19 protein-coding genes are annotated in these 18,844 nt (G+C 65.3%); 12 read left to right on the plus strand and 7 right to left on the minus strand.

The annotated features are described in order from the left end of the window. Nucleotides 1-8: 8 nt before the first annotated feature. The 11 genes from ACSQ86_RS07350 to nagZ all read left to right on the plus strand — a co-directional run bounded on the left by ACSQ86_RS07350 (nucleotide 9) and on the right by nagZ (nucleotide 11,132). Nucleotides 9-1,079: a MucB/RseB C-terminal domain-containing protein gene (locus ACSQ86_RS07350; RefSeq protein ID WP_436310261.1), complete on the plus strand. Its 1,071-nt coding sequence runs from the start codon at nucleotides 9-11 to the stop codon at nucleotides 1,077-1,079. 51 nt (nucleotides 1,080-1,130) lie between these two features. Continuing rightward, complete coding sequence (locus ACSQ86_RS07355) at nucleotides 1,131-2,612, plus strand: DegQ family serine endoprotease (RefSeq protein ID WP_436303161.1); 1,482 nt, start codon at nucleotides 1,131-1,133, stop codon at nucleotides 2,610-2,612. A 522-nt stretch (nucleotides 2,613-3,134) separates the two neighbouring features. After that, entirely contained in the window at nucleotides 3,135-4,946 is a 1,812-nt protein-coding gene (gene lepA, locus ACSQ86_RS07360; RefSeq protein ID WP_093106585.1) for a translation elongation factor 4, read from the plus strand. A gap of 5 nt (nucleotides 4,947-4,951) precedes the next feature. Beyond that, complete coding sequence (gene lepB / locus ACSQ86_RS07365; protein ID WP_436308675.1) at nucleotides 4,952-5,923, plus strand: signal peptidase I; 972 nt, start codon at nucleotides 4,952-4,954, stop codon at nucleotides 5,921-5,923. A 29-nt stretch (nucleotides 5,924-5,952) separates the two neighbouring features. Continuing rightward, a complete protein-coding gene (locus ACSQ86_RS07370; protein WP_093106579.1) occupies nucleotides 5,953-6,312 on the plus strand; it encodes a DUF4845 domain-containing protein in 360 nt (119 codons plus the stop codon). A gap of 51 nt (nucleotides 6,313-6,363) precedes the next feature. After that, nucleotides 6,364-7,065 (plus strand): ribonuclease III, encoded by a 702-nt coding sequence (gene rnc / locus ACSQ86_RS07375; protein ID WP_214701601.1) that lies wholly within the window; start codon nucleotides 6,364-6,366, stop codon nucleotides 7,063-7,065. Next, nucleotides 7,062-8,033, plus strand: a complete 972-nt coding sequence (gene era, locus ACSQ86_RS07380) for a GTPase Era (protein WP_436303162.1) — start codon at nucleotides 7,062-7,064, stop codon at nucleotides 8,031-8,033. The genes rnc and era overlap by 4 nt, the downstream gene beginning before the upstream one ends. A gap of 30 nt (nucleotides 8,034-8,063) precedes the next feature. After that, nucleotides 8,064-8,837, plus strand: a complete 774-nt coding sequence (recO, locus tag ACSQ86_RS07385; protein ID WP_093106569.1) for a DNA repair protein RecO — start codon at nucleotides 8,064-8,066, stop codon at nucleotides 8,835-8,837. Continuing rightward, a complete protein-coding gene (locus tag ACSQ86_RS07390; RefSeq protein ID WP_093106566.1) occupies nucleotides 8,834-9,577 on the plus strand; it encodes a pyridoxine 5'-phosphate synthase in 744 nt (247 codons plus the stop codon). Before recO ends, ACSQ86_RS07390 begins: the two co-directional genes overlap by 4 nt. An 86-nt stretch (nucleotides 9,578-9,663) precedes the next feature. Continuing rightward, a complete protein-coding gene (acpS, locus tag ACSQ86_RS07395) occupies nucleotides 9,664-10,059 on the plus strand; it encodes a holo-ACP synthase (RefSeq protein WP_436303163.1) in 396 nt (131 codons plus the stop codon). Next, entirely contained in the window at nucleotides 10,056-11,132 is a 1,077-nt protein-coding gene (nagZ, locus tag ACSQ86_RS07400) for a beta-N-acetylhexosaminidase (RefSeq protein WP_436303164.1), read from the plus strand. The genes acpS and nagZ overlap by 4 nt, the downstream gene beginning before the upstream one ends. Here the strand turns inward: nagZ and ACSQ86_RS07405 are convergent. The 4 genes from ACSQ86_RS07405 to ACSQ86_RS07420 all read right to left on the minus strand — a co-directional run bounded on the left by ACSQ86_RS07405 (nucleotide 11,129) and on the right by ACSQ86_RS07420 (nucleotide 15,162). Then, nucleotides 11,129-11,638: a M48 metallopeptidase family protein gene (locus ACSQ86_RS07405; protein WP_093106559.1), complete on the minus strand. Its 510-nt coding sequence runs from the start codon at nucleotides 11,636-11,638 to the stop codon at nucleotides 11,129-11,131. The genes nagZ and ACSQ86_RS07405 overlap by 4 nt on opposite strands. Further along, a complete protein-coding gene (locus ACSQ86_RS07410; protein ID WP_436306271.1) occupies nucleotides 11,635-12,891 on the minus strand; it encodes an Hsp70 family protein in 1,257 nt (418 codons plus the stop codon). Before ACSQ86_RS07410 ends, ACSQ86_RS07405 begins: the two co-directional genes overlap by 4 nt. Beyond that, nucleotides 12,885-14,423: a lysine--tRNA ligase gene (gene lysS / locus ACSQ86_RS07415; RefSeq protein WP_436308676.1), complete on the minus strand. Its 1,539-nt coding sequence runs from the start codon at nucleotides 14,421-14,423 to the stop codon at nucleotides 12,885-12,887. The genes ACSQ86_RS07410 and lysS overlap by 7 nt, the downstream gene beginning before the upstream one ends. A gap of 91 nt (nucleotides 14,424-14,514) precedes the next feature. Continuing rightward, nucleotides 14,515-15,162: an LON peptidase substrate-binding domain-containing protein gene (locus ACSQ86_RS07420; protein WP_244503855.1), complete on the minus strand. Its 648-nt coding sequence runs from the start codon at nucleotides 15,160-15,162 to the stop codon at nucleotides 14,515-14,517. A 49-nt stretch (nucleotides 15,163-15,211) separates the two neighbouring features. Here ACSQ86_RS07420 and ACSQ86_RS07425 point away from each other — a divergent pair, with 49 nt between their 5' ends. Next, entirely contained in the window at nucleotides 15,212-15,772 is a 561-nt protein-coding gene (locus tag ACSQ86_RS07425; RefSeq protein WP_436303166.1) for a YggT family protein, read from the plus strand. Between the two features lie 11 nt (nucleotides 15,773-15,783). Here ACSQ86_RS07425 and accD read toward each other — a convergent pair whose 3' ends face one another. The 3 genes from accD to trpB are packed head-to-tail and all read right to left on the minus strand — an operon-like array spanning nucleotide 15,784 to nucleotide 18,799. Continuing rightward, on the minus strand, nucleotides 15,784-16,656 hold the full coding sequence (accD, locus tag ACSQ86_RS07430; RefSeq protein WP_093106545.1) for an acetyl-CoA carboxylase, carboxyltransferase subunit beta: 873 nt from the start codon (nucleotides 16,654-16,656) through the stop codon (nucleotides 15,784-15,786). Between the two features lie 23 nt (nucleotides 16,657-16,679). Continuing rightward, a complete protein-coding gene (trpA, locus tag ACSQ86_RS07435; RefSeq protein ID WP_093106543.1) occupies nucleotides 16,680-17,525 on the minus strand; it encodes a tryptophan synthase subunit alpha in 846 nt (281 codons plus the stop codon). Continuing rightward, on the minus strand, nucleotides 17,522-18,799 hold the full coding sequence (gene trpB, locus ACSQ86_RS07440) for a tryptophan synthase subunit beta (protein ID WP_093106540.1): 1,278 nt from the start codon (nucleotides 18,797-18,799) through the stop codon (nucleotides 17,522-17,524). Before trpB ends, trpA begins: the two co-directional genes overlap by 4 nt. Nucleotides 18,800-18,844: the final 45 nt, after the last annotated feature.

Raw genomic sequence — 18,844 nt, forward strand, 5'->3', positions numbered from 1 at the left:
CCCTTGCAATGACCGTTGCGATGCCGATTTCCGCGCGTGGTGCTGTGGTTCTCGTTGCTGCCGCGCTTTGCGTGGCACAGGCCGTGATGGCTCAGAACCGGACGCCCTCGCCGTCAGTGAAGAGTTCGGTCAGCCCGGCCGGCGGCGAGACGCCGACCTTGGGCGTGGTCGAGTGGTTGCAGCGTATGCATGCCGCTTCGCGGCAGCGTTCTTACGTCGGAACTTTCGTTGTATCGGCACCCGCCGGCAGTCTGTCGAGTGCCCGCATCTGGCATGTGTGCGAGGGTGCCCTCCAGATGGAGCGCATTGAGGCCTTGTCTGGGCCGCCGCGCTCAACCTTCAGGCGCAACGACCACGTGATGACCTTTCTGCCTGAGACGAAGGTCGTGAAGAGCGAGAAGCGCGAAAACCTCGAGCTGTTCCCGAACCTGCTCGGTACCCCCGACTCCTCCATCGGCGACCTCTACGGTGCACGCGTGCTGGGCAAGGACCGCGTCGCGGGCTTCGATGCCGACGTGGTGCAGTTGGAGCCGCGCGACGGGCTGCGTTTCGGCTACCGCGTCTGGAGCGAGCGCCGATCGGGCTTGGTGGTGAAGCTGCAGACCATCGACGGTGAGAACCGCGTGATCGAACAGTCCGCATTTTCCGAACTTCAGCTCGACCCGCCGGTCAAAGCGCAAGCCCTTGCACAGATGATGGGCAGCACCGCGGGTTATCGCGTAGAGAAATCCGAGCTCGAGCGCACCACGGCCACGAAAGAGGGGTGGTCGCTGCGCGCGCCCATCGCCGGCTTCAAGCCGGTCAGCTGCTATCGGCGTCCCGCGGGGGTTGCAGGAAGCGCTGCGCAGGGGCACACGATGCAGTGGACTTTTTCCGATGGCCTTGCGTCGGTCTCGCTGTTCGTCGAGCCCTACGACGCGCAGCGCCAGCCGCGGGAAGTCCTGCTGGCGCTCGGTGCCACCTACACGCTGACGCGCCGGCTGCCGGGCAAGGATGGCGACTGGTGGCTGACTGCCGTCGGAGAAGTGCCGCCGCAAACGCTCGATGCGTTTGCGCAAAGTCTTGTTCGCGCGCGTTGAGTCGCCATATTGATCGTTGTTGTTTACAGGTCTCTCAAACGAAGGAAACCGATGATGTTCAAGTTCGAGAAGAACAAAATCCGTTCATTCCTGATGGCCGGCGTGCTCGCGCTGGCCTCCGGCGCTGCGCTGCTGCCCGTCGCGCCCGCGCATGCGCAAGCCCGTGTTCTCCCGGATTTCACCGATCTGGTCGATCAGGTCGGACCTTCGGTGGTCAATATCCGGACCGTCGAAAAGGTGGCGCAGCGCAGCGGCAACGCCGAGATGGACGAGGAGATGCAGGAATTCTTCCGCCGCTTCTTCGGCCAGCCGATGCCGAACATTCCGCGCCAGGGGCCGCGTCCGAACCGGCCCCAGCAGCCTCAGGAAGAAGAGCGCCCGCGCGGCGTGGGTTCCGGCTTCATCCTGACGACCGACGGTTTCGTCATGACCAACGCGCACGTCGTTGATGGCGCATCCGAGGTGCTGGTGACGCTTGTCGACAAGCGCGAATTCAAGGCCAGGCTGATCGGCGCGGACAAGCGCACCGACGTTGCGGTCGTGAAGATCGAGGCAACCGGTCTGCCGGCGGTCAAGGTCGGCGACATCTCCAGGCTGCGCGTCGGCGAATGGGTGATGGCCATCGGTTCGCCCTTCGGTCTCGAGAACACCGTGACTGCGGGCATCGTGAGCGCCAAGCAGCGCGACACCGGCGACTATTTGCCTTTCATCCAGACGGACGTCGCCATCAACCCCGGCAACTCGGGCGGCCCGTTGATCAACATGCGCGGTGAAGTGGTCGGGATCAACAGCCAGATCTACTCGCGCTCGGGCGGCTTCATGGGCATCTCGTTCTCGATCCCGATCGACGAAGCGATCCGCGTAAGCGACCAGCTGCGCGCGAACGGCCGCGTTTCGCGCGGACGCATCGGCGTGCAGATCGACCAGGTCACGAAGGACGTGGCCGAATCCATCGGCCTTGGGAAGGCGCAGGGTGCCTTGGTGCGCGGGGTCGAGGCCGGCTCGCCGGGCGAGAAGGCCGGCATCGAGCCGGGCGACATCATCACCAAGTTCGACGGCAAGGCCATCGAGAAGCCCAGCGATCTGCCGCGCCTCGTGGGCAATACCAAGCCCGGCACCAAGAGTTCGCTCACCGTGTTCCGTCGCGGCAATTCGCGCGATCTTGCCGTGACGATCGCGGAGATCGAGCCCGACAAGCCCGTCAAGCGGGCGGCCGAAAAAGAGGAGCCCGCAGCCAAGCCGCAGGCATCTGCCGCCGCCAAGTCCATGGGGCTCGCGGTCAGCGACCTCACCGAGGCGCAGAAGAAGGAGCTCAAACTCAAAGGCGGCGTGAAGATCGACACCGCCACCGACGCGGCCACGCGGGCTGGTCTGCGCGAGGGAGATATCGTGCTGGCCATCAACAACACCGAGGTGGCCAACGCCAAGGAGTTCGAAGCCGCACTGGTGAAGGCAGACAAGACCAAGCCGGTCAGCGTACTGTTCCGCCGCGGCGACTGGGCGCAATATGCCTTGATCCGGCCTTCACGCTGATCTGGCGCTTGGCGTCAAGTGGCCCCACCCGGCACTCGGGTTTGGGGCTTTTTTTCGGCCGCTTTCGCATTCTGGCAACCGCCGAAACAAAATTTTTTTGGCACCTCGAGGCCCTTAAATTAGTTTGCGTTTACTAACTTGCAAGGAGGCTAATGATGATTTTCAGTAGAATACGGCCTCATCGGCCAGAGGTCGACGCATAAGCCGGACAGGCTTCTTCACGATGCGAGATTCCTCTCGGCCGTCCACCGATGCTCCACAGATCGCCCACAAGTTGTTAAGAAATCGATCCACCGATTCTGTGGATAAGTTGTTTATAAGTTCCATGTTGCTGACCTGCAACGACCGTTCCGGGGCCTTGGCCTGTCTGTACGCGCCCCCCTTTTTGCCTACAATGAAGTTCCAACTACTGCAGTTGCCATTGCTTGTTGGTTCAGGGCGCGTCTCTTGCGGACGCGCCCTTTTTTCTTGCCTGTCGCCTTCTGCGCACGAGCCAATTCAAGTACTTAAGCGTTCCCGTTGATGAATCACATCAGAAACTTTTCGATCATTGCGCACATCGATCATGGCAAGTCAACGCTTGCAGACCGCTTGATCCAGCGCTGCGGCGGGCTCGCCGAACGCGAGATGGAGGCGCAAGTGCTCGACTCGATGGACATCGAGAAGGAGCGTGGGATAACCATCAAGGCACAGACCGCCGCATTGCACTACAAGGCGCGCGATGGGCAGGTCTACAACCTCAATCTGATCGACACGCCGGGCCATGTCGACTTCTCTTATGAAGTGAGCCGCTCGCTGTCGGCATGCGAAGGCGCACTGCTCGTCGTCGACGCGAGCCAGGGCGTCGAAGCGCAGACCGTTGCCAACTGCTACACCGCGCTCGATCTCGGCGTCGAGGTGGTGCCGGTGCTCAACAAGATGGATCTGCCGCAGGCTGATCCCGACAACGCGAAATCCGAAATCGAAGACGTGATCGGCATCGATGCGACCGATGCGATCCCGTGCTCGGCGAAGACCGGCATGGGCATCGACGAGATTCTCGAAGCCATCGTGGCCAAGGTGCCGGCGCCGCGAGGCAACCCCGACGCAGCATTGCGGGCGATGATCGTCGACAGTTGGTTCGACGCGTATGTGGGCGTCGTGATGCTCGTGCGCGTGGTCGACGGTCGCCTCGCGAAAGGCGAACGCATCAAGATGATGGCGTCGGGTGCGACCTACAACGCCGACAACCTCGGCGTGTTCACTCCGGCGACCGAAGTTCGCCAATCGCTCGAAGCGGGCGAGGTGGGCTTCATCATCGCCGGCATCAAGGAGTTGCAGGCGGCGAAGGTGGGCGACACGGTCACGCTGATCAAGGCCGGGACGGGCGGCGCGGCCGCCACGGCCACCGAGGCCTTGCCCGGCTTCAAGGAAATCCAGCCGCAGGTGTTCGCCGGCCTCTACCCGACGGAAGCCAGCGAGTACGACTCGCTGCGCGACGCGCTCGAGAAGCTCAAGCTCAACGATTCCTCGCTGCACTACGAGCCGGAGGTATCGCAGGCGCTGGGCTTCGGCTTCCGTTGCGGCTTTCTCGGCCTGCTGCACATGGAGATCGTGCAGGAGCGGCTCGAGCGCGAGTTCGACCAGGACCTCATCACGACCGCGCCCAGCGTGGTCTACCAGGTCATGAAGAACGACGGCGAAGTGATCATGGTCGAGAACCCGTCCAAGATGCCCGACGTCGGCAAGATGTCGGAGATCCGCGAGCCGATCGTCACCGTGCATCTGTACATGCCACAGGAGTACGTCGGCGCCGTGATGACGCTGGCCAACCAGAAGCGCGGCGTCCAGATGAACATGGCCTACCACGGCCGGCAGGTCATGTTGACCTACGAGATGCCGCTCGGCGAGATCGTGCTGGACTTCTTCGACAAGCTGAAGTCGGTCAGCCGGGGCTACGCGTCGATGGACTACGAGTTCAAGGAATACCGCGCCTCGGATGTCGTGAAGGTCGACATCCTGCTCAACGGCGAGAAGGTCGATGCGCTGTCGATCATCGTGCACCGCAGCCAGAGCCAGTACCGCGGCCGGGCGGTCGTTTCCAAGATGCGCGAGATCATCAGCCGCCAGATGTTCGACGTCGCGATCCAGGCCGCCATCGGGGCCAACATCATCGCGCGTGAGACAATCAAGGCGCTGCGCAAGAACGTGCTTGCCAAGTGCTACGGCGGCGATATCACCCGCAAGAAGAAGCTGCTCGAGAAGCAGAAAGCGGGCAAAAAAAGAATGAAGCAGATCGGCTCGGTCGAGGTCCCGCAAGAGGCCTTCCTCGCCATCCTGCAAGTCGAAGACTAAGAAGAATGGCATTCCTCACCTCCCTGATCCTCGCGGCTTTCGTCGGCTATATCGGTGCCTGGTACTTCGGCGCGGTCGAAGGCAACTTTGCGCTGCTGCTGTTCCTGGCCACCGTCGTCACCGGCCTCTACTGGCTGGCGGAGCGCTTCTATTTCCTGCCGAAGCGCCGGCAGGCAGCCGATGCCCTGGATGCATCGCTGGCCCAGCGCCGCGAAGAGCTGGCTCGCCAGGGCATCACGCAGGTCGACACCGTGGACACCAAGGCGCGCGAGCGTCTGGTCATGCAGCCGTGGTGGCTCGACTGGACCGCGGGCCTGTTCCCGGTGATCCTGGCCGTGTTCCTGCTGCGTTCCTTCCTGTTCGAACCCTTCAAGATTCCTTCGGGCTCGATGATGCCGACCCTGCTCACCGGCGACCTGATCCTGGTGAACAAGTTCACCTACGGCCTGCGGCTGCCGGTCATCAACACCAAGATGACCGACGGCACGCCGCCGGCGCGCGGTGACGTGATGGTGTTCCGCTACCCGCCCAAGCCGAGCATGGACTACATCAAGCGCGTGATCGGCGTGCCCGGCGACGAGGTGGCCTACCTCAACAAGAAGCTCATCATCAATGGCCAGCCGGTCAACAAGCAGCCGGTGCCCGACTATTTCGACGAGGAGGCGATGCGCTACCTCAAGCAGTATTCCGAGAACCTGGGCGGCAAGGAGCACAGGCTGCTCAACGACGACACTCGACGCGCGGGACTCTCGGAGGTCGAGATCATGGCGTTCCCGAATCAGGAAAATTGCCGCTACAGTGTCGAGGGCGTGGTGTGCAAGGTGCCCGCGGGCCAGTATTTCATGATGGGCGACAACCGCGACAATTCGCTCGACTCGCGCTATTGGGGTTTCGTTCCGGACAAGAACATCGTGGGCAAGGCCTTCTTCGTCTGGATGAATTTCGGCAATCTCAAGCGCATCGGCGGATTCCAATAATCGAGCTTTTCATTCGAGGGACAGAGGGCATGAGAGCAAGAAGTCAATCCAAACGGGGTCAGCGCGGCATCTCGTTCATCGGGCTGCTGTTCGTCGCGGGCGTGCTGGCCTGCCTGGGCGTGGTTGCCGCGCAGGTGATCCCGACCCTGATCGAATACCAGGCGATCGACAAGGCCGCCAACAAGGCCAAGGAAGGCACGACGGTGCCCGAAGTCCGTGCCATCTTCGATCGTGCGCAGGCCATCGACGACTTCAAATCGGTCACCGGCAAGGACCTCGACGTGCAGAAGGTCGGCGACAAGGTCGTGGTGTCTTATTCCTACGAGCGCGAAATTCATCTGTTTGGCCCGGCTTTCCTGCTGCTGAAATACAAGGGCCAGTCCCGCTAGGATGAAACGCCCCCACGCCCACGCCCACGCCGGCCCGGCGTCGACCGCACTGTGAACGAAGGTGGTCTTGCCGCGTTGCAGGCGCGCCTCCAGCATTCGTTCTCGGACGCGCGGCTGCTCCAGCTTGCGCTGACGCATCGCAGCTTTTCGGCCGACCACAACGAGCGGCTCGAGTTCCTGGGCGATTCGGTGCTGAACCTGGCCGTCGCCCACCTTCTCTACGAGCGCCTGTCGGAATTGCCCGAAGGCGATCTCTCCCGCGTGCGGGCCAACCTGGTCAAGCAGGAGACGCTGCACCAACTGGCGCTCAAGCTCGCGCTGTCCCCTCTGCTGCGGCTCGGCGAGGGCGAGGCGCGCTCGGGTGGCCCGAACCGGCCCTCGATCCTGGCCGACGCGCTCGAGGCCCTGATCGGCGCCGTCTACCTCGACGCCGGCTATGGCCCGGCGCAGGCGCTGGTGCGCCGGCTCTACGAATCGGTGGCGATCACGCCGCGCATGGAGGCGGTGGCCAAGGACCCGAAGACCGAATTGCAGGAATGGCTGCAGGGTCACAAAATGAAGCTGCCGGTCTATCGCGTGGTCGGCACGCTGGGCGCGGCGCACAAGCAGACTTTCGATGTCGAATGCGCGGTGCCCGATCTGGGCCTCAGCGAACGCGGCATCGGCGGCTCGCGCCGCGCCGGTGAGCAGGCCGCCGCGGCGGCCATGTTGATCCGGCTCAAGGCGCGCAGCGCGGCAAAGGCACCCTCATGAACGACGACCCCATCGATTCCGTCACCATCCCTCCCGCAGAAGGCGAGGACGCCGCGGGGCCGAATCCTTCGCAGCGCTGCGGCCTGGTGGCAATCGTCGGCAAGCCCAACGTCGGCAAGTCGACCTTGCTGAACGCGCTGGTCGGCCAGAAGATCAGCATCACCTCGCGCAAGGCGCAGACCACGCGCCACCGCATCACCGGCATGCGCACGCTGGGGTCGACGCAGTTCGTCTTCGTCGATACCCCGGGATTCCAGACGCTGCATGCCAACGCGCTCAATCGGTCTCTCAACAAGACGGTGGTGGGCGCGGTGTCGGACGTGGACCTGATCCTGTTCGTGGTGGAAGCCGGCAGCTTCACGCCGGCCGACGAACGCGTGCTCAAACTGCTCGGCGCCGGCATTCCGACGGTGCTGATCGCCAACAAGCTCGACAACGTGCATCGCCGGGGCGACATCGCGCCTTGGTTGCAGACGATGCAGCAGAAACACGCCTTCGCCGAGTTCGTCCCCATGTCGGCCAAGAACCCGAAGGACATCGAGCGCCTGTTCGGCATTTGCGAAAAGTACCTGCCCGAGCAGGCTTGGTGGTATGCCGAAGACGAACTCACCGATCGCAGCGAACGCTTCCTCGCGAGCGAGCTGGTGCGCGAAAAGCTGTTCCGCCTCACCGGCGACGAGCTGCCCTACACCTCGACCGTCGTGATCGACAAGTTCGAGGAAGAGCCGCCTGCGCGCAAGGGCCAGAAGCGCCTGCTGCGGATCGCCGCCACGATCGTCGTCGAGCGCGACGGCCACAAGGCGATGGTGATCGGCGACAAGGGCGAACGCATCAAGCGCATCGGCACCGAGACGCGGCAGGAGCTCGAGAAGCTGGCGGATGCCAAGGTGTTCCTGGAACTCTGGGTCAAGGTGCGTTCCGGGTGGGCGGACGACGAGGCTCGCGTCCGCTCCTTCGGCTACGAGTGAGTCATCCGTTGGCCAGCGTGGGAGGCTGAGATGGCCGCCGCGCACCGCATTTCGCACGAGCCGGCCTACGTGCTCCACCGCTACGACTGGAGCGAGTCCAGCCTGATCCTCGAGGTCTTCACCCGCCATCACGGCCGCATCGCGCTGGTGGCGAAAGGCGCCAAGCGGCCCAGTTCCAACTTTCGCCCGGTGCTGCTGCCGCTGCAGCCTCTGCAGCTTTCCTACGGCGGCGACGCCGAGATCCGCACGCTCAAGGCCGCCGAATGGATGGGCGGCCACGTGATGCCGACCGGCGAGGCCCTGCTGTCGGGCTACTACCTCAACGAGCTCCTGCTGCGCTTGCTGGCCCGGGACGACGCGCACGAGGCGCTGTTCGACGCCTATGCCGGTGCGGTGCAGGTGCTGGCGGGCGACCATGCGGACGCCCAGGCCGCCACCCAGGCGGCGGCGCTGCGCGCCTTCGAGCTTCTGCTGCTGCGCGAGGTCGGACTGCTGCCGGCGCTCGATGCCCAGACCCTCACGCTGGCGCCGCTGCAGGCCGAGATGCGCTACACCCTGGTGCCCGAAGCGGGCCTGCGCCAGGCTGCCGACGACGAAGCCGCGTTGAGCGGCGCCGAATGGCAGGCCTTGGAGCGCGCGCTCGGGGACCGAGCGCCGTTCCCCGCCACGCTGCGCCTGGTCGCCCTGATGAACGCCGGCACCAACAGTGCCTTGCGCAACCAGCTGCGCACGCTGCTCAACTACCATTGCGGCGTGAGCATGCTGCGCACGCGCCAGATGATGAGAGATTTGCAAGCCCTATGAGCACTTCCCTGTCGATCAATCTCAACAAGGTTGCGCTGGTGCGCAACACCCGGCATCTCGGGATCCCGAGCGTGCTCTTCGCCGCTGCGCTGTGCCTGGACGCCGGCGCGCACGGCATCACCGTGCACCCCAGGCCGGACGAACGCCACATCCGCCCGCGGGACGTGCATGACCTCTCGGGGCTGCTGGCCAAGGACTGGCCGCAGGCCGAGTTCAACATCGAGGGCAACCCTTTCCACAACCTGATGGATTTCGTGCGCGAGCTGCGCCCGCACCAGGCCACTTTCGTGCCCGACAGCGAAACCCAGTCGACCAGCGACCACGGCTGGAATTTTCCTTACGACGCCGAGCGACTGCGCCCACTGATCGCCGAAACCAAGGCGCTGGGCGTTCGCGTGAGCCTGTTCATGGATCCGGAGCCCGACATGATGGCGGCGGCCAAGGCGGCCGGCGCCGATCGCATCGAGCTCTACACCGAAGGCTATGCCTCCTCGCGCGGCACTTCCAGGGCGGATGCCGTGCTGCAGCTCTACGTGCAGGCGGCGCGCGCCGCGCAGGCCGCCGGTCTCGAAGTCAACGCCGGTCACGACCTGAGCCGGGACAACCTCACGGAATTCCTGCGGGCCGTGCCCAACGTGCGCGAGGTCTCGATTGGCCATGCCTTCGTTTCGGACGCCTTAGAGCTCGGCTACGCCGCGGCCACCAAGGACTATCTGCGCTGCATCCAAGAGGCTACGTAAATGGGCCCCCACGCTCGTCACTTCGTGTACTCGCTGCCCCCCGAGGGGGCGCTCAGCACCCTTCGGGCGGCCGGGCGGGTGCTGAAATGATTTACGGCATCGGCACCGACATCTGCGACATCCGCCGCATCGAGGCGACCTTCGATCGCCAGGGCGAGCGTTTCGCGCAGCGTGTGCTGAGCGACGCCGAGCTCGAAGTCTGGCGCGCGCGCAGCGCCCGCTGGCCGAAGCGCGGATTGCGCTACCTGGCCACACGCTTTTCCGCCAAGGAGGCTTTCAGCAAGGCCATCGGCAAGGGCATGCGCATGCCGATGAGCTGGCGGCTGTGCGAGATCGCGAACCAGCGCAGCGGCAAGCCCGTGATCGTGCTCCACGGCGTGCTGAAGGAGTGGTTCGAGGCCGAGCATCTGATGGCGCACGTGACCGTGACCGACGAGACCGACTACGCGGCGAGCTTCGTCGTGGTCGAACGCAAGAAATGACGGCCAACAACGTACTGCATGCCCCGCTGATCATCGACGTCGCGGGCACCGAACTGAACGCGGCCGATCGCCGCCGTCTTGCGCATCCGCTGGTGGGCGGCGTGATCCATTTCGCACGCAACTGGCAGGACCGCGCACAGATGAGCGCCCTCAATGCCGAGATCAAGGCACTCCGGCCCGACATCCTCATTTGCGTCGATCACGAGGGCGGCCGCGTGCAGCGCTTTCGCAGCGACGGCTTCACGCGGCTGCCGTCCATGCGCGTGCTGGGGGAACTTTGGATGAGCGAACCCTTGCGCGCCGCCCAGGTTGCAGTCGCCTGCGGCCATGTGCTTGCGGGCGAGCTCCGCGCCTGCGGCGTCGACTTCAGTTTCACGCCCGTGCTCGATCTGGATTACGGCGAAAGCAGCGTGATCGGCGATCGCAGCTTCCATCGCGATCCGCGCGTCGTCGCGCTGCTCGCGAGAAGCCTGGCGCATGGACTTTTGCAAGTGGGCATGGCCAATTGCGGCAAGCATTTCCCCGGCCATGGTTTCGTCAAGGCCGACTCGCATGTCGCGATTCCAATAGACCGGCGCAGCCTCAAGGCCATCCTGGCCGACGACGCACGCCCCTATGACTGGTTGAACGGCACGCTCGGGGCGGTGATGCCGGCGCACGTGATCTACCCCAAGGTCGATGCCCGGCCCGCAGGTTTTTCGTCGAAATGGCTGCAGCAGATCCTGCGCGCCAAGCTGGGGTTCGATGGCGCCGTGTTCAGCGACGACCTCAGCATGGAGGCCGCACGTCATATCGAGGGCGAGCTGCTGAGCTACACCGAAGCGGCGCTCGCTGCGCTTGAGGCCGGCTGCGACCTCGCGCTGCTGTGCAATCAGAGCGTGAGCGAGAGCACGGTGCTCGACGAAGTGCTCGATGGCTTCGCCGCTGCCCGACGCAGCGGCCGCTGGCAGCCGGATGCGGCCAGCGAGGCGCGCCGGCGCAGCCTCCTGCCACGTGCACCGGCGCTCGATTGGGGCGCGCTCATGCAGTCGCCGGCCTACCGGCGCGCCGCGGCGATGCTTCCGCGTCCCTAGACTTCGGGCGACCAGAGCCGCTGGCCACCGCTTTCGAGGTGCGTCAGATAGAGGCGCAGGTCGAACTCGAGTTGGTGATAGTCCGGCTCCATGTGGGCGCAGAGCTGATAGAAGGCCTTGTCATGCTCGCGCTCCTTCAGGTGCGCCAGCTCGTGCACGACGATCATGCGCAGCCATTCGATCGGCACCTCCTTGAACAGGCTCGCAACCCGGATCTCGCGCTTTGCCTTGAGCTTGCTGCCCTGCACGCGCGAGATGGTCGTGTGGGTGCCGAGCGCGTTGCGGATCACGTGCAGCTTGTTGTCGAAAGCCACCTTGGACAGCGGTTCGGCATTGCGCAGAAACTCGTTCTTGAGGCCGCTCACGTAGTCGTAGAGCGCGCGGTCGGTGCGGATATCGTGCACGCCGCCGTAGCGCTTCAGCAGCAAGTCGCCGAGCCTGCCCTGTGCGATGAGATGCTCGACCTGGGCGCGCAGGTCTGCGGGGTAGGCGGAAAGGTATTTCATGCAGCGGCGTAGGCCAGGCCGGCGGCCACGCCACCGAACAGATCGCCTTCGATGATCTTCGTGCCCGGGAACGCGTGTCGCAGCGCGCTCTGGAACGGGCTCAGCGCCGATGACCCGCCCGTCAGATAGATGGCGTCGAGCGTGTCGCCCGTCGCGCCGCCTTGCTTCACGCATTCGCGCGCGCAGGAAACCACGTTGTCGAGCAGCGCTGCCAGGTGCCCGGCCATGCCGTTCGCCGTGAGGGCAGCGCCCAGATCCACCTCCGCGAAGGACAGATCGATGGCCACGTCGTCGTTCGTCGTGGACGTTCGAATCTTGGCTTCTTCCACCTCGCTGGCGATGCGATGCCCTTGCCGGTCCACCAGCACGCTCATGAGCCGGTCGTGCAGCTGCGTGTCGAGGTAGTTGATGCGCAACTCCTGGACCTGCCGGATCGCCTTCGGCGCATAGAGCCAGTTGATCAGGTGCCAGGAAGACAAGTCGAAGAAGGTCCTGCTCGGCACTTCGCGGCCTTGGGGGCCGATGTGCCGGAAACCGAAATGCGGCATCACGCATTCGACGCTGAGCCGCTGGTCGAAATCGGTGCCGCCGATGTGCACGCCCGTGGTGGCCAGCACGTCGCTGGAGCGATCTGCCTTCGCCATGCGTTCGGGACCGAGACGCACCACCGTGAAGTCGGAGGTGCCGCCGCCGATGTCGACGATCAGCACCAGCGATTCACGGGTGACGCGCCGCTCGTAATCGAAAGCGGCCGCGATCGGTTCGTACTGAAATCCGACTTCGCCCAGACCGGCGCTTTGCGCGGCTCGGCGCAGCGTGGCCTCCGCCTCGCGGTCGCGCGCGGCATCGTCGTCGACGAAATGCACCGGCCGACCGATCACGACCCGTGCAGGCTCGACGCCGAGCTGCCGCTGGGCGCGCGTCGCAAGTTCCGACAGGAAGAGCGCGATGATTTCCTCGAAGCTGACCCGCTGGTTGTCGATCTCGGTCTGATCCTGCATCAGGGAGCTGCCGAGCAGGCTCTTCAGCGAGCGCATCAAGCGGCCTTCGGTGCCGGCGAGGTAGAGCGAAATCGCTTCGCGCCCGAAATGCGTGCTGCGGTCTTCGGTATTGAAGAAGACGGCCGTCGGGATCGTCGTCGCCGACCCTTCCACCGGCAGCATGCGGGCAAGTCCGCTTCCCGCCACGCAGGCGACCGCGGAATTGGATGTGCCGAAGTCGATGCCGATGACGGGCGCAGGCGTCTTCAAGATTCCCGGCGCAAGGCAGGAAACAGGATGACGTCGCGGATGCTCGGCGAGTCGGTCAGGAGCATCATCAGGCGGTCGATGCCGATGCCGCAGCCGCCGGTGGGCGGCATGCCGTATTCCAGCGCGCGCACGAAGTCGTGGTCGTAGAACATCGCCTCGTCGTCGCCGCTGTCCTTGGCCGTGACCTGCGCATTGAAGCGCGCGGCCTGGTCTTCTGCGTCGTTGAGCTCGCTGAAGCCGTTGCCGAATTCGCGGCCCGTGATGTAGAGCTCAAAGCGCTCCGTCACCTCGGGGCGCTCGTCGTTGGCGCGCGCCAGTGGCGAGATCTCTGTCGGGTGCTCCATGATGAAGGTCGGCTGCCAGAGCTTTTCTTCCACGGTCTCCTCGAAGTACATCACCTGCAGGCTCGCCAGGCTGCGCTGCGAGAGCTTGCCCTTCTCTTCGGTCAGGCCGAGCTTGCGCAGCGCGTTGACCAGCCAGGCGGCGTCGTCGACGTTCGCGCCCGCCTCCGTGTGCTTCAGGATCGCCTCGCGGATCGTGAGCCGCTCGAAGGGTTGGCTCAGGTAGACCGGCTTGCCCTGGTACTCGAGCTCGAGCTTGCCCACGGTCTTCTGCGCGATCGTGCGGATCAGCGTTTCGGTGAAGTCCATCAGGTCGCGGTAGTTCCAGTAGGCCGCGTAGAACTCCATCATCGTGAACTCGGGGTTGTGCCGCACCGAGATGCCTTCGTTGCGGTAGCTCCGGTTGATCTCGAACACGCGCTCGAAGCCGCCGACGATCAGCCGCTTCAGGTAGAGCTCGGGCGCGATGCGCAGGAACATCTCCTGATCGAGCGCGTTGTGGTGCGTCTTGAAGGGCTTGGCGTTGGCGCCGCCCGGGATCGGGTGCAGCATCGGCGTCTCGACCTCGAGGAAGTCGTTGGCCACCATGAATTCGCGCAGCGCGCTCACAGCGCGGCTGCGCGCCGCGAAGCGCTCGCGTGCCGTCTCGTCGGTGATCAGGTCGACGTAGCGCTGGCGGTACTTCTGCTCCTGGTCGGCCATGCCGTGGAACTTGTCGGGCAGCGGCCGCAGGCTCTTGGTCAGCAGGCGCAGCTTCGTGACCTTGACCGAGAGCTCGCCGGTGCGGGTCTTGAAGGCCGAGCCTTCGGCGCCGACGATGTCGCCCAGGTCCCAGTGCTTGAATTCGGCGTAGGCCTCCTCGCCGACGGCGTCGCGCGTGATGTAGAGCTGGATGCGGCCGGTCGCGTCCTGCACGGTCGCGAAGCTGGCCTTGCCCATCACCCGCTTGAGCATCATGCGGCCCGCCACGCTGACAGCGACCGGCGTGGCTTCGAGCACTTCGGCGGCCGTTTCGCCATGCGTTGCAACGAGCGCGGCTGCGCGATCGGCGGGCTTGAAGTCGTTCGGGAACGCGACCCCCTTGCCTTCGGCCTGCGCGGCGCGCAGCGCCTTCAGCTTTTCGCGCCGTTCGGCGATGAGCTGGTTGTCGTCGGTGGCAGGGGCGGGAACGGGGGAGATCGGAGCGTCGGACATGGAAGAGGAATAGAGGCGCGGGCGGCTGCGCGCGCAACCCGCCATTTTAGCCGGCCGACCCTCGCCCTCGCGCTATGGAATGAAGAGCGGACTACTTGGTGATGCCGGTGCGCGCGAGCAGGTCGCTGACCAGTTCCAACCGCATGAGCGGGCTGTCGAGCTCCATCAGGCGCTGCTTGAGTTCCGGCTGTACCGGCAGCAGCTCGCACCAGCGGTTGGCCACCCAGCCGCAATCGTCGAAGCGGTAGGGCGGCGTGATCGGCAGCCGGACGTTCTCGTTGCCCTCCATGCGGCGCCGCTCCTCCAGCGTCTGGACCAGGCGGCGCAGCGCTTCGGCCGTCGGCTGCAAGTCCTCGGGGACAGCGAGCGCAACGTCATCGGACACCGCCTCGACATCGGCCGTCCACAGCCCGTGCTTGTGGAGCTCGCTGGAAAGCACGCGAAAGCGGTGCGTGCCCACGCATTCGATCTGCATCAGGCCGGCCTGGGGCGCGTCGAATTCCCGGATGACGGCGAGCGTGCCGAGCGTGGCGAAGCTTTCGGCTTCTGCGCCCGCCCTGCGAACCTCCGAGCCCTGCGTGAGGCTGACCACGCCGAAGGGGGCGCCTGCCTTGTGGCACTTGCCGATCATGTCGAGGTAGCGCACCTCGAAGATGCGCAACGGCAAGAGGCCGCCGGGGAACAGCACCGTAGCGAGGGGAAAGAGGGGAAGCGAATGCAGAAGGGGTTGAGTCGTCATCGATGAACCTTGCGTGGCTATCATCGCATTCCGTCCACGACCGCGCGCCATGCTCTACCAGATCCCCTCGTTCCTGCTCGACGTGATCGTCGGCCTCCTCGGCGGCGCCTGCCTGCTGCGTCTCTACATGCAGTACCACCGGGTGCCCTTCGGCAATCCGCTGGGGCGCTTCGTGTTCGCCGTCACCGACTGGATCGTGTTGCCGCTGAGGCGCATCGTGCCTTCGGTCAAGCGCTGGGACCTGGCCAGCGCCGTGGCCGCCTGGCTGCTGGTGATGGCCAAGTTCCTGCTGCTCTGGGTGCTGATGGGCAGCCTGGGCCGTTGGGCGATCCTGCCGCTGGTGTCGCTCATCGGCCTGCTGCAACTGGCAGTGTCGGGTCTGACTGCCTTGCTGATCGTCTATGCCGTGCTGTCCTGGGTGCCGAATGCATCGTCGATGCTGCAGGATCTGATCGCGCGGCTGGCCGAACCGCTGGTGCGGCCGCTGCGGCGCTTCATTCCGCTGGTGGGTGGCGTCGACCTGTCGCCGCTCGCCGCCATCGTCCTGCTGCAGGTCGGCGCGATCGTTCTCGGCAGCCTGATGGCCACGGCCTTCGGCCTCGGCCGATAGGCCGGCCGCGCTCAGATCACTGCGTCGGCGGGCTGGCGCAGCAGCATCGCAAGCGTGCTTGCGACGGTCTTGCGCAGCTCGCGGCGGTCGCAAATGAAGTCGATCGCGCCCTTGGTCTGCAGGAACTCGGCGCGCTGGAAGCCTTCAGGCAAGGTCACCCGAACCGTCGACTCGATCACGCGCGGTCCGGCAAAGCCGATCAGCGCCTTGGGCTCGGCGATCACGACGTCGCCCACGAAGGCGAAGCCGGCGCTCACGCCGCCCATCGTCGGATCGGTCAGCACGCTGATGTAGGGCAGGCCTTTCTTGGCCAGGCGCGTGAGCGCGGCGTTGGTCTTGGCCATCTGCATCAGCGAGAGCAGGCCCTCCTGCATGCGCGCACCGCCGGTCGCGGTGAAGCAGATGAAGGGAACCTTCTGCTCGATCGCGGTCTCGACGCCGCGCACGAAGCGCTCCCCGACCACGCTGCCCATGCTGCCGCCCATGAAGTCGAACTCGAAGCAGGCGACCACGACGTTGATGCTGTGCACCGAGCCGCCCATGACCACCAGCGCGTCGGTCTCGCCGGTGTTCTCCAGCGCTTCCTTGAGCCGCTCGGGGTACTTGCGGCTGTCCTTGAACTTGAGGGCGTCGACCGGCAGCACTTCCTGGCCGACCTCGTAGCGGCCTTCGGAGTCCAGAAAGGCATCGAGCCGCGCGCGCGCGCCGATGCGGTGATGGTGGCCGCAGCTCGGGCACACGTTCTGGTTGTGCTCGAGGTCCGTCTTGTAGAGAACGGTCTCGCAACTCGGGCATTTGATCCAGAGCCCTTCGGGCATCTGGCGGCGCTCGCTCGGGTCGGTGGGGGCAATCTTGGGGGGAAGCAGTTTTTCAAGCCAGCTCATGGGGGCTCCTTGTGTTGGCGGGATTATCGGCCAGCCGCGTTCTTGGGCGTGGCGGCCGGCAAGGCGTCGAGCGCCTCGCGGATTTCGGCGAGGAATCTGCGTACCCGCGGCACCACCTGGTCGCGCGGCTGGCCCTCGATCAGCTGGATGATGCGGGTGCCGATCACGACCGCATCGGCCGTGGAGCCGACCGCCTGCGCGCTGCGCGCATCGCGGATGCCGAAGCCCACGCCCACCGGCAGCTTCACGTGCTCGCGGATGCGCGGAATCATCCGTCCGACCGCCTCGGTGTCGAGGTGGCCGGCACCGGTCACGCCCTTGAGCGAGACGTAGTAGACATAGCCGGTGGCGATGCGGCCGACCTGTTCCATGCGCTCGCTGGTGCTGGTCGGGGCCAGCAGGAAGATGAGGTCGATGCCGTGCGCCTGGAGCTCGGCGGCGAAGTCTTCGCATTCCTCGGGCGGGTAATCGACCACCAGCAGGCCGTCCACGCCGGCGGCTGCCGCGTCGCGGATGAAGCTGCCCTTGCCGTGCACGCCGTCGTAGCGCTCGACCGGATTGGCGTAGCCCATCAGCACCACCGGCGTGGCGTCGTTTTTCTGCCGGAAAGCGGCCACCATGGCCAGCACCTGCTTCATGCCGATGCCCAGCGCCAGCGCGGCTTCGCCGGCCGCCTGGATCACCGGCCCGTCGGCCATCGGGTCGGAGAAGGGTACGCCGAGCTCGATCACGTCCGCGCCCGCTTCGACCATGCCGTGCATGAGTTCGGGCGTAATGTCGGCAAAGGGAAAACCGGCCGTGACGTAGGGAATCAGTGCTCTGCGGCCGTCTTTTTGAAGGCCTTCGAAGGTGGCGGCGATGCGGCTCATGCCCGGCCTCCCTTCACGCTCAAACCGCGCATCGATGGCCGGTCGTAGAAGTCGACGCCCGAGAGGTCGGCCACCGTGCCGATGTCCTTGTCGCCGCGGCCCGAGAGGTTGACCAGGATCGACTGGTCGGGGCGCATGGTCTTCGCGAGCTTCATCGCGTAGGCGAACGCGTGGCTCGATTCGAGCGCGGGAATGATGCCTTCGGTGCGGCACAGGTAGTGGAAGGCTTCGAGGGCTTCGGCATCGGTGATGCCCACGTATTCGGCGCGGCCGATGTCGGCCAGGTAGGCATGCTCGGGACCGACACCGGGATAGTCGAGTCCCGCGCTGATGCTGTGGGTTTCGGTGACCTGCCCGTCCTCGTTCTGCAGCAGGTAGGTGCGGTTGCCGTGCAGCACGCCCGGGCTGCCGCGCAGGATCGAGGCCGCGTGCTTGCCGCTGTCCAGGCCTTCGCCCGCCGCTTCCACCCCGATGAGGCGCGTGTCCGCGAAGGGAATGTAGGGATGGAAGATGCCGATGGCGTTGCTGCCGCCACCCACACAGGCGACCACCACGTCGGGTTGCCGGCCTTCGGCCTCGCCGGTGATGCCCTGGGCCGCCAGCATGGCGGGCATCTGTTCGATGCACTCGGTGCCGATGACGCTCTGGAAGTCGCGCACCATGGTGGGGTAGGGATGCGGGCCGGCGACGGTGCCGATGATGTAGAAGGTGTTCTCGACGTTGGTGACCCAGTCGCGCATCGCTTCGTTGAGCGCGTCCTTCAGTGTCTTGCTGCCCGATTCCACGGGGACCACGGTCGCCCCGAGCAGGTTCATGCGGTAGACGTTGGGGCTCTGGCGCTTGACGTCCTGGCTTCCCATGTAGACCACGCATTCGAGCCCGTAGCGCGCGCAGATGGTGGCGGTGGCCACGCCGTGCTGGCCGGCGCCGGTTTCGGCGATCACACGCGGCTTGCCCATGCGCTTGGCGAGCATGGCCTGGCCAATGGTGTTGTTGACCTTGTGCGCGCCGGTGTGGTTCAGGTCTTCACGCTTGAGGTAGATCTGCGCGCCGCCCATTTCGCGGCTGGTGCGCGCGGCGTGGTAGATCGGCGAGGGCCGGCCCACGAAGTGCGCGAGTTCGTGATGGAACTCGGCCTGGAACTGCGGGTCGTCCTTGTACTTCGCGTAGGCGTCGCGCAATTCGTTGATCGCGTGGGTCAGCGTTTCGCTGGCGAAGGTGCCGCCGTAGATGCCGAAATGGCCGCTGGCGTCGGGTTGCTGGTAGGTGTTCATGGTCTCGATCGGTGGGGCCGGCTGCCCCCTTCGATCGAGGTCGGC

It is taken from the genome of Variovorax sp. LjRoot130 (genome assembly GCF_964253755.1).
Taxonomy (GTDB): Bacteria; Pseudomonadota; Gammaproteobacteria; order Burkholderiales; family Burkholderiaceae_C; genus Variovorax.

What these genes read in the sequence shown, in the direction of transcription:
- ACSQ86_RS07350 (WP_436310261.1), top strand. Translation starts at nt 9, where the DNA reads ATGACCGTTGCGATGCCGATTTCCGCGCGTGGTGCTGTGGTTCTCGTT.
- ACSQ86_RS07355 (WP_436303161.1), top strand. Translation starts at nt 1,131, where the DNA reads ATGATGTTCAAGTTCGAGAAGAACAAAATCCGTTCATTCCTGATGGCC.
- lepA (WP_093106585.1), top strand. Translation starts at nt 3,135, where the DNA reads ATGAATCACATCAGAAACTTTTCGATCATTGCGCACATCGATCATGGC.
- lepB (WP_436308675.1), top strand. Translation starts at nt 4,952, where the DNA reads ATGGCATTCCTCACCTCCCTGATCCTCGCGGCTTTCGTCGGCTATATC.
- ACSQ86_RS07370 (WP_093106579.1), top strand. Translation starts at nt 5,953, where the DNA reads ATGAGAGCAAGAAGTCAATCCAAACGGGGTCAGCGCGGCATCTCGTTC.
- era (WP_436303162.1), top strand. Translation starts at nt 7,062, where the DNA reads ATGAACGACGACCCCATCGATTCCGTCACCATCCCTCCCGCAGAAGGC.
- recO (WP_093106569.1), top strand. Translation starts at nt 8,064, where the DNA reads ATGGCCGCCGCGCACCGCATTTCGCACGAGCCGGCCTACGTGCTCCAC.
- ACSQ86_RS07390 (WP_093106566.1), top strand. Translation starts at nt 8,834, where the DNA reads ATGAGCACTTCCCTGTCGATCAATCTCAACAAGGTTGCGCTGGTGCGC.
- acpS (WP_436303163.1), top strand. Translation starts at nt 9,664, where the DNA reads ATGATTTACGGCATCGGCACCGACATCTGCGACATCCGCCGCATCGAG.
- nagZ (WP_436303164.1), top strand. Translation starts at nt 10,056, where the DNA reads ATGACGGCCAACAACGTACTGCATGCCCCGCTGATCATCGACGTCGCG.
- ACSQ86_RS07405 (WP_093106559.1), bottom strand. Translation starts at nt 11,638, where the DNA reads ATGAAATACCTTTCCGCCTACCCCGCAGACCTGCGCGCCCAGGTCGAG.
- lysS (WP_436308676.1), bottom strand. Translation starts at nt 14,423, where the DNA reads ATGTCCGACGCTCCGATCTCCCCCGTTCCCGCCCCTGCCACCGACGAC.
- ACSQ86_RS07420 (WP_244503855.1), bottom strand. Translation starts at nt 15,162, where the DNA reads ATGACGACTCAACCCCTTCTGCATTCGCTTCCCCTCTTTCCCCTCGCT.
- ACSQ86_RS07425 (WP_436303166.1), top strand. Translation starts at nt 15,212, where the DNA reads ATGCTCTACCAGATCCCCTCGTTCCTGCTCGACGTGATCGTCGGCCTC.
- accD (WP_093106545.1), bottom strand. Translation starts at nt 16,656, where the DNA reads ATGAGCTGGCTTGAAAAACTGCTTCCCCCCAAGATTGCCCCCACCGAC.
- trpA (WP_093106543.1), bottom strand. Translation starts at nt 17,525, where the DNA reads ATGAGCCGCATCGCCGCCACCTTCGAAGGCCTTCAAAAAGACGGCCGC.
- trpB (WP_093106540.1), bottom strand. Translation starts at nt 18,799, where the DNA reads ATGAACACCTACCAGCAACCCGACGCCAGCGGCCATTTCGGCATCTAC.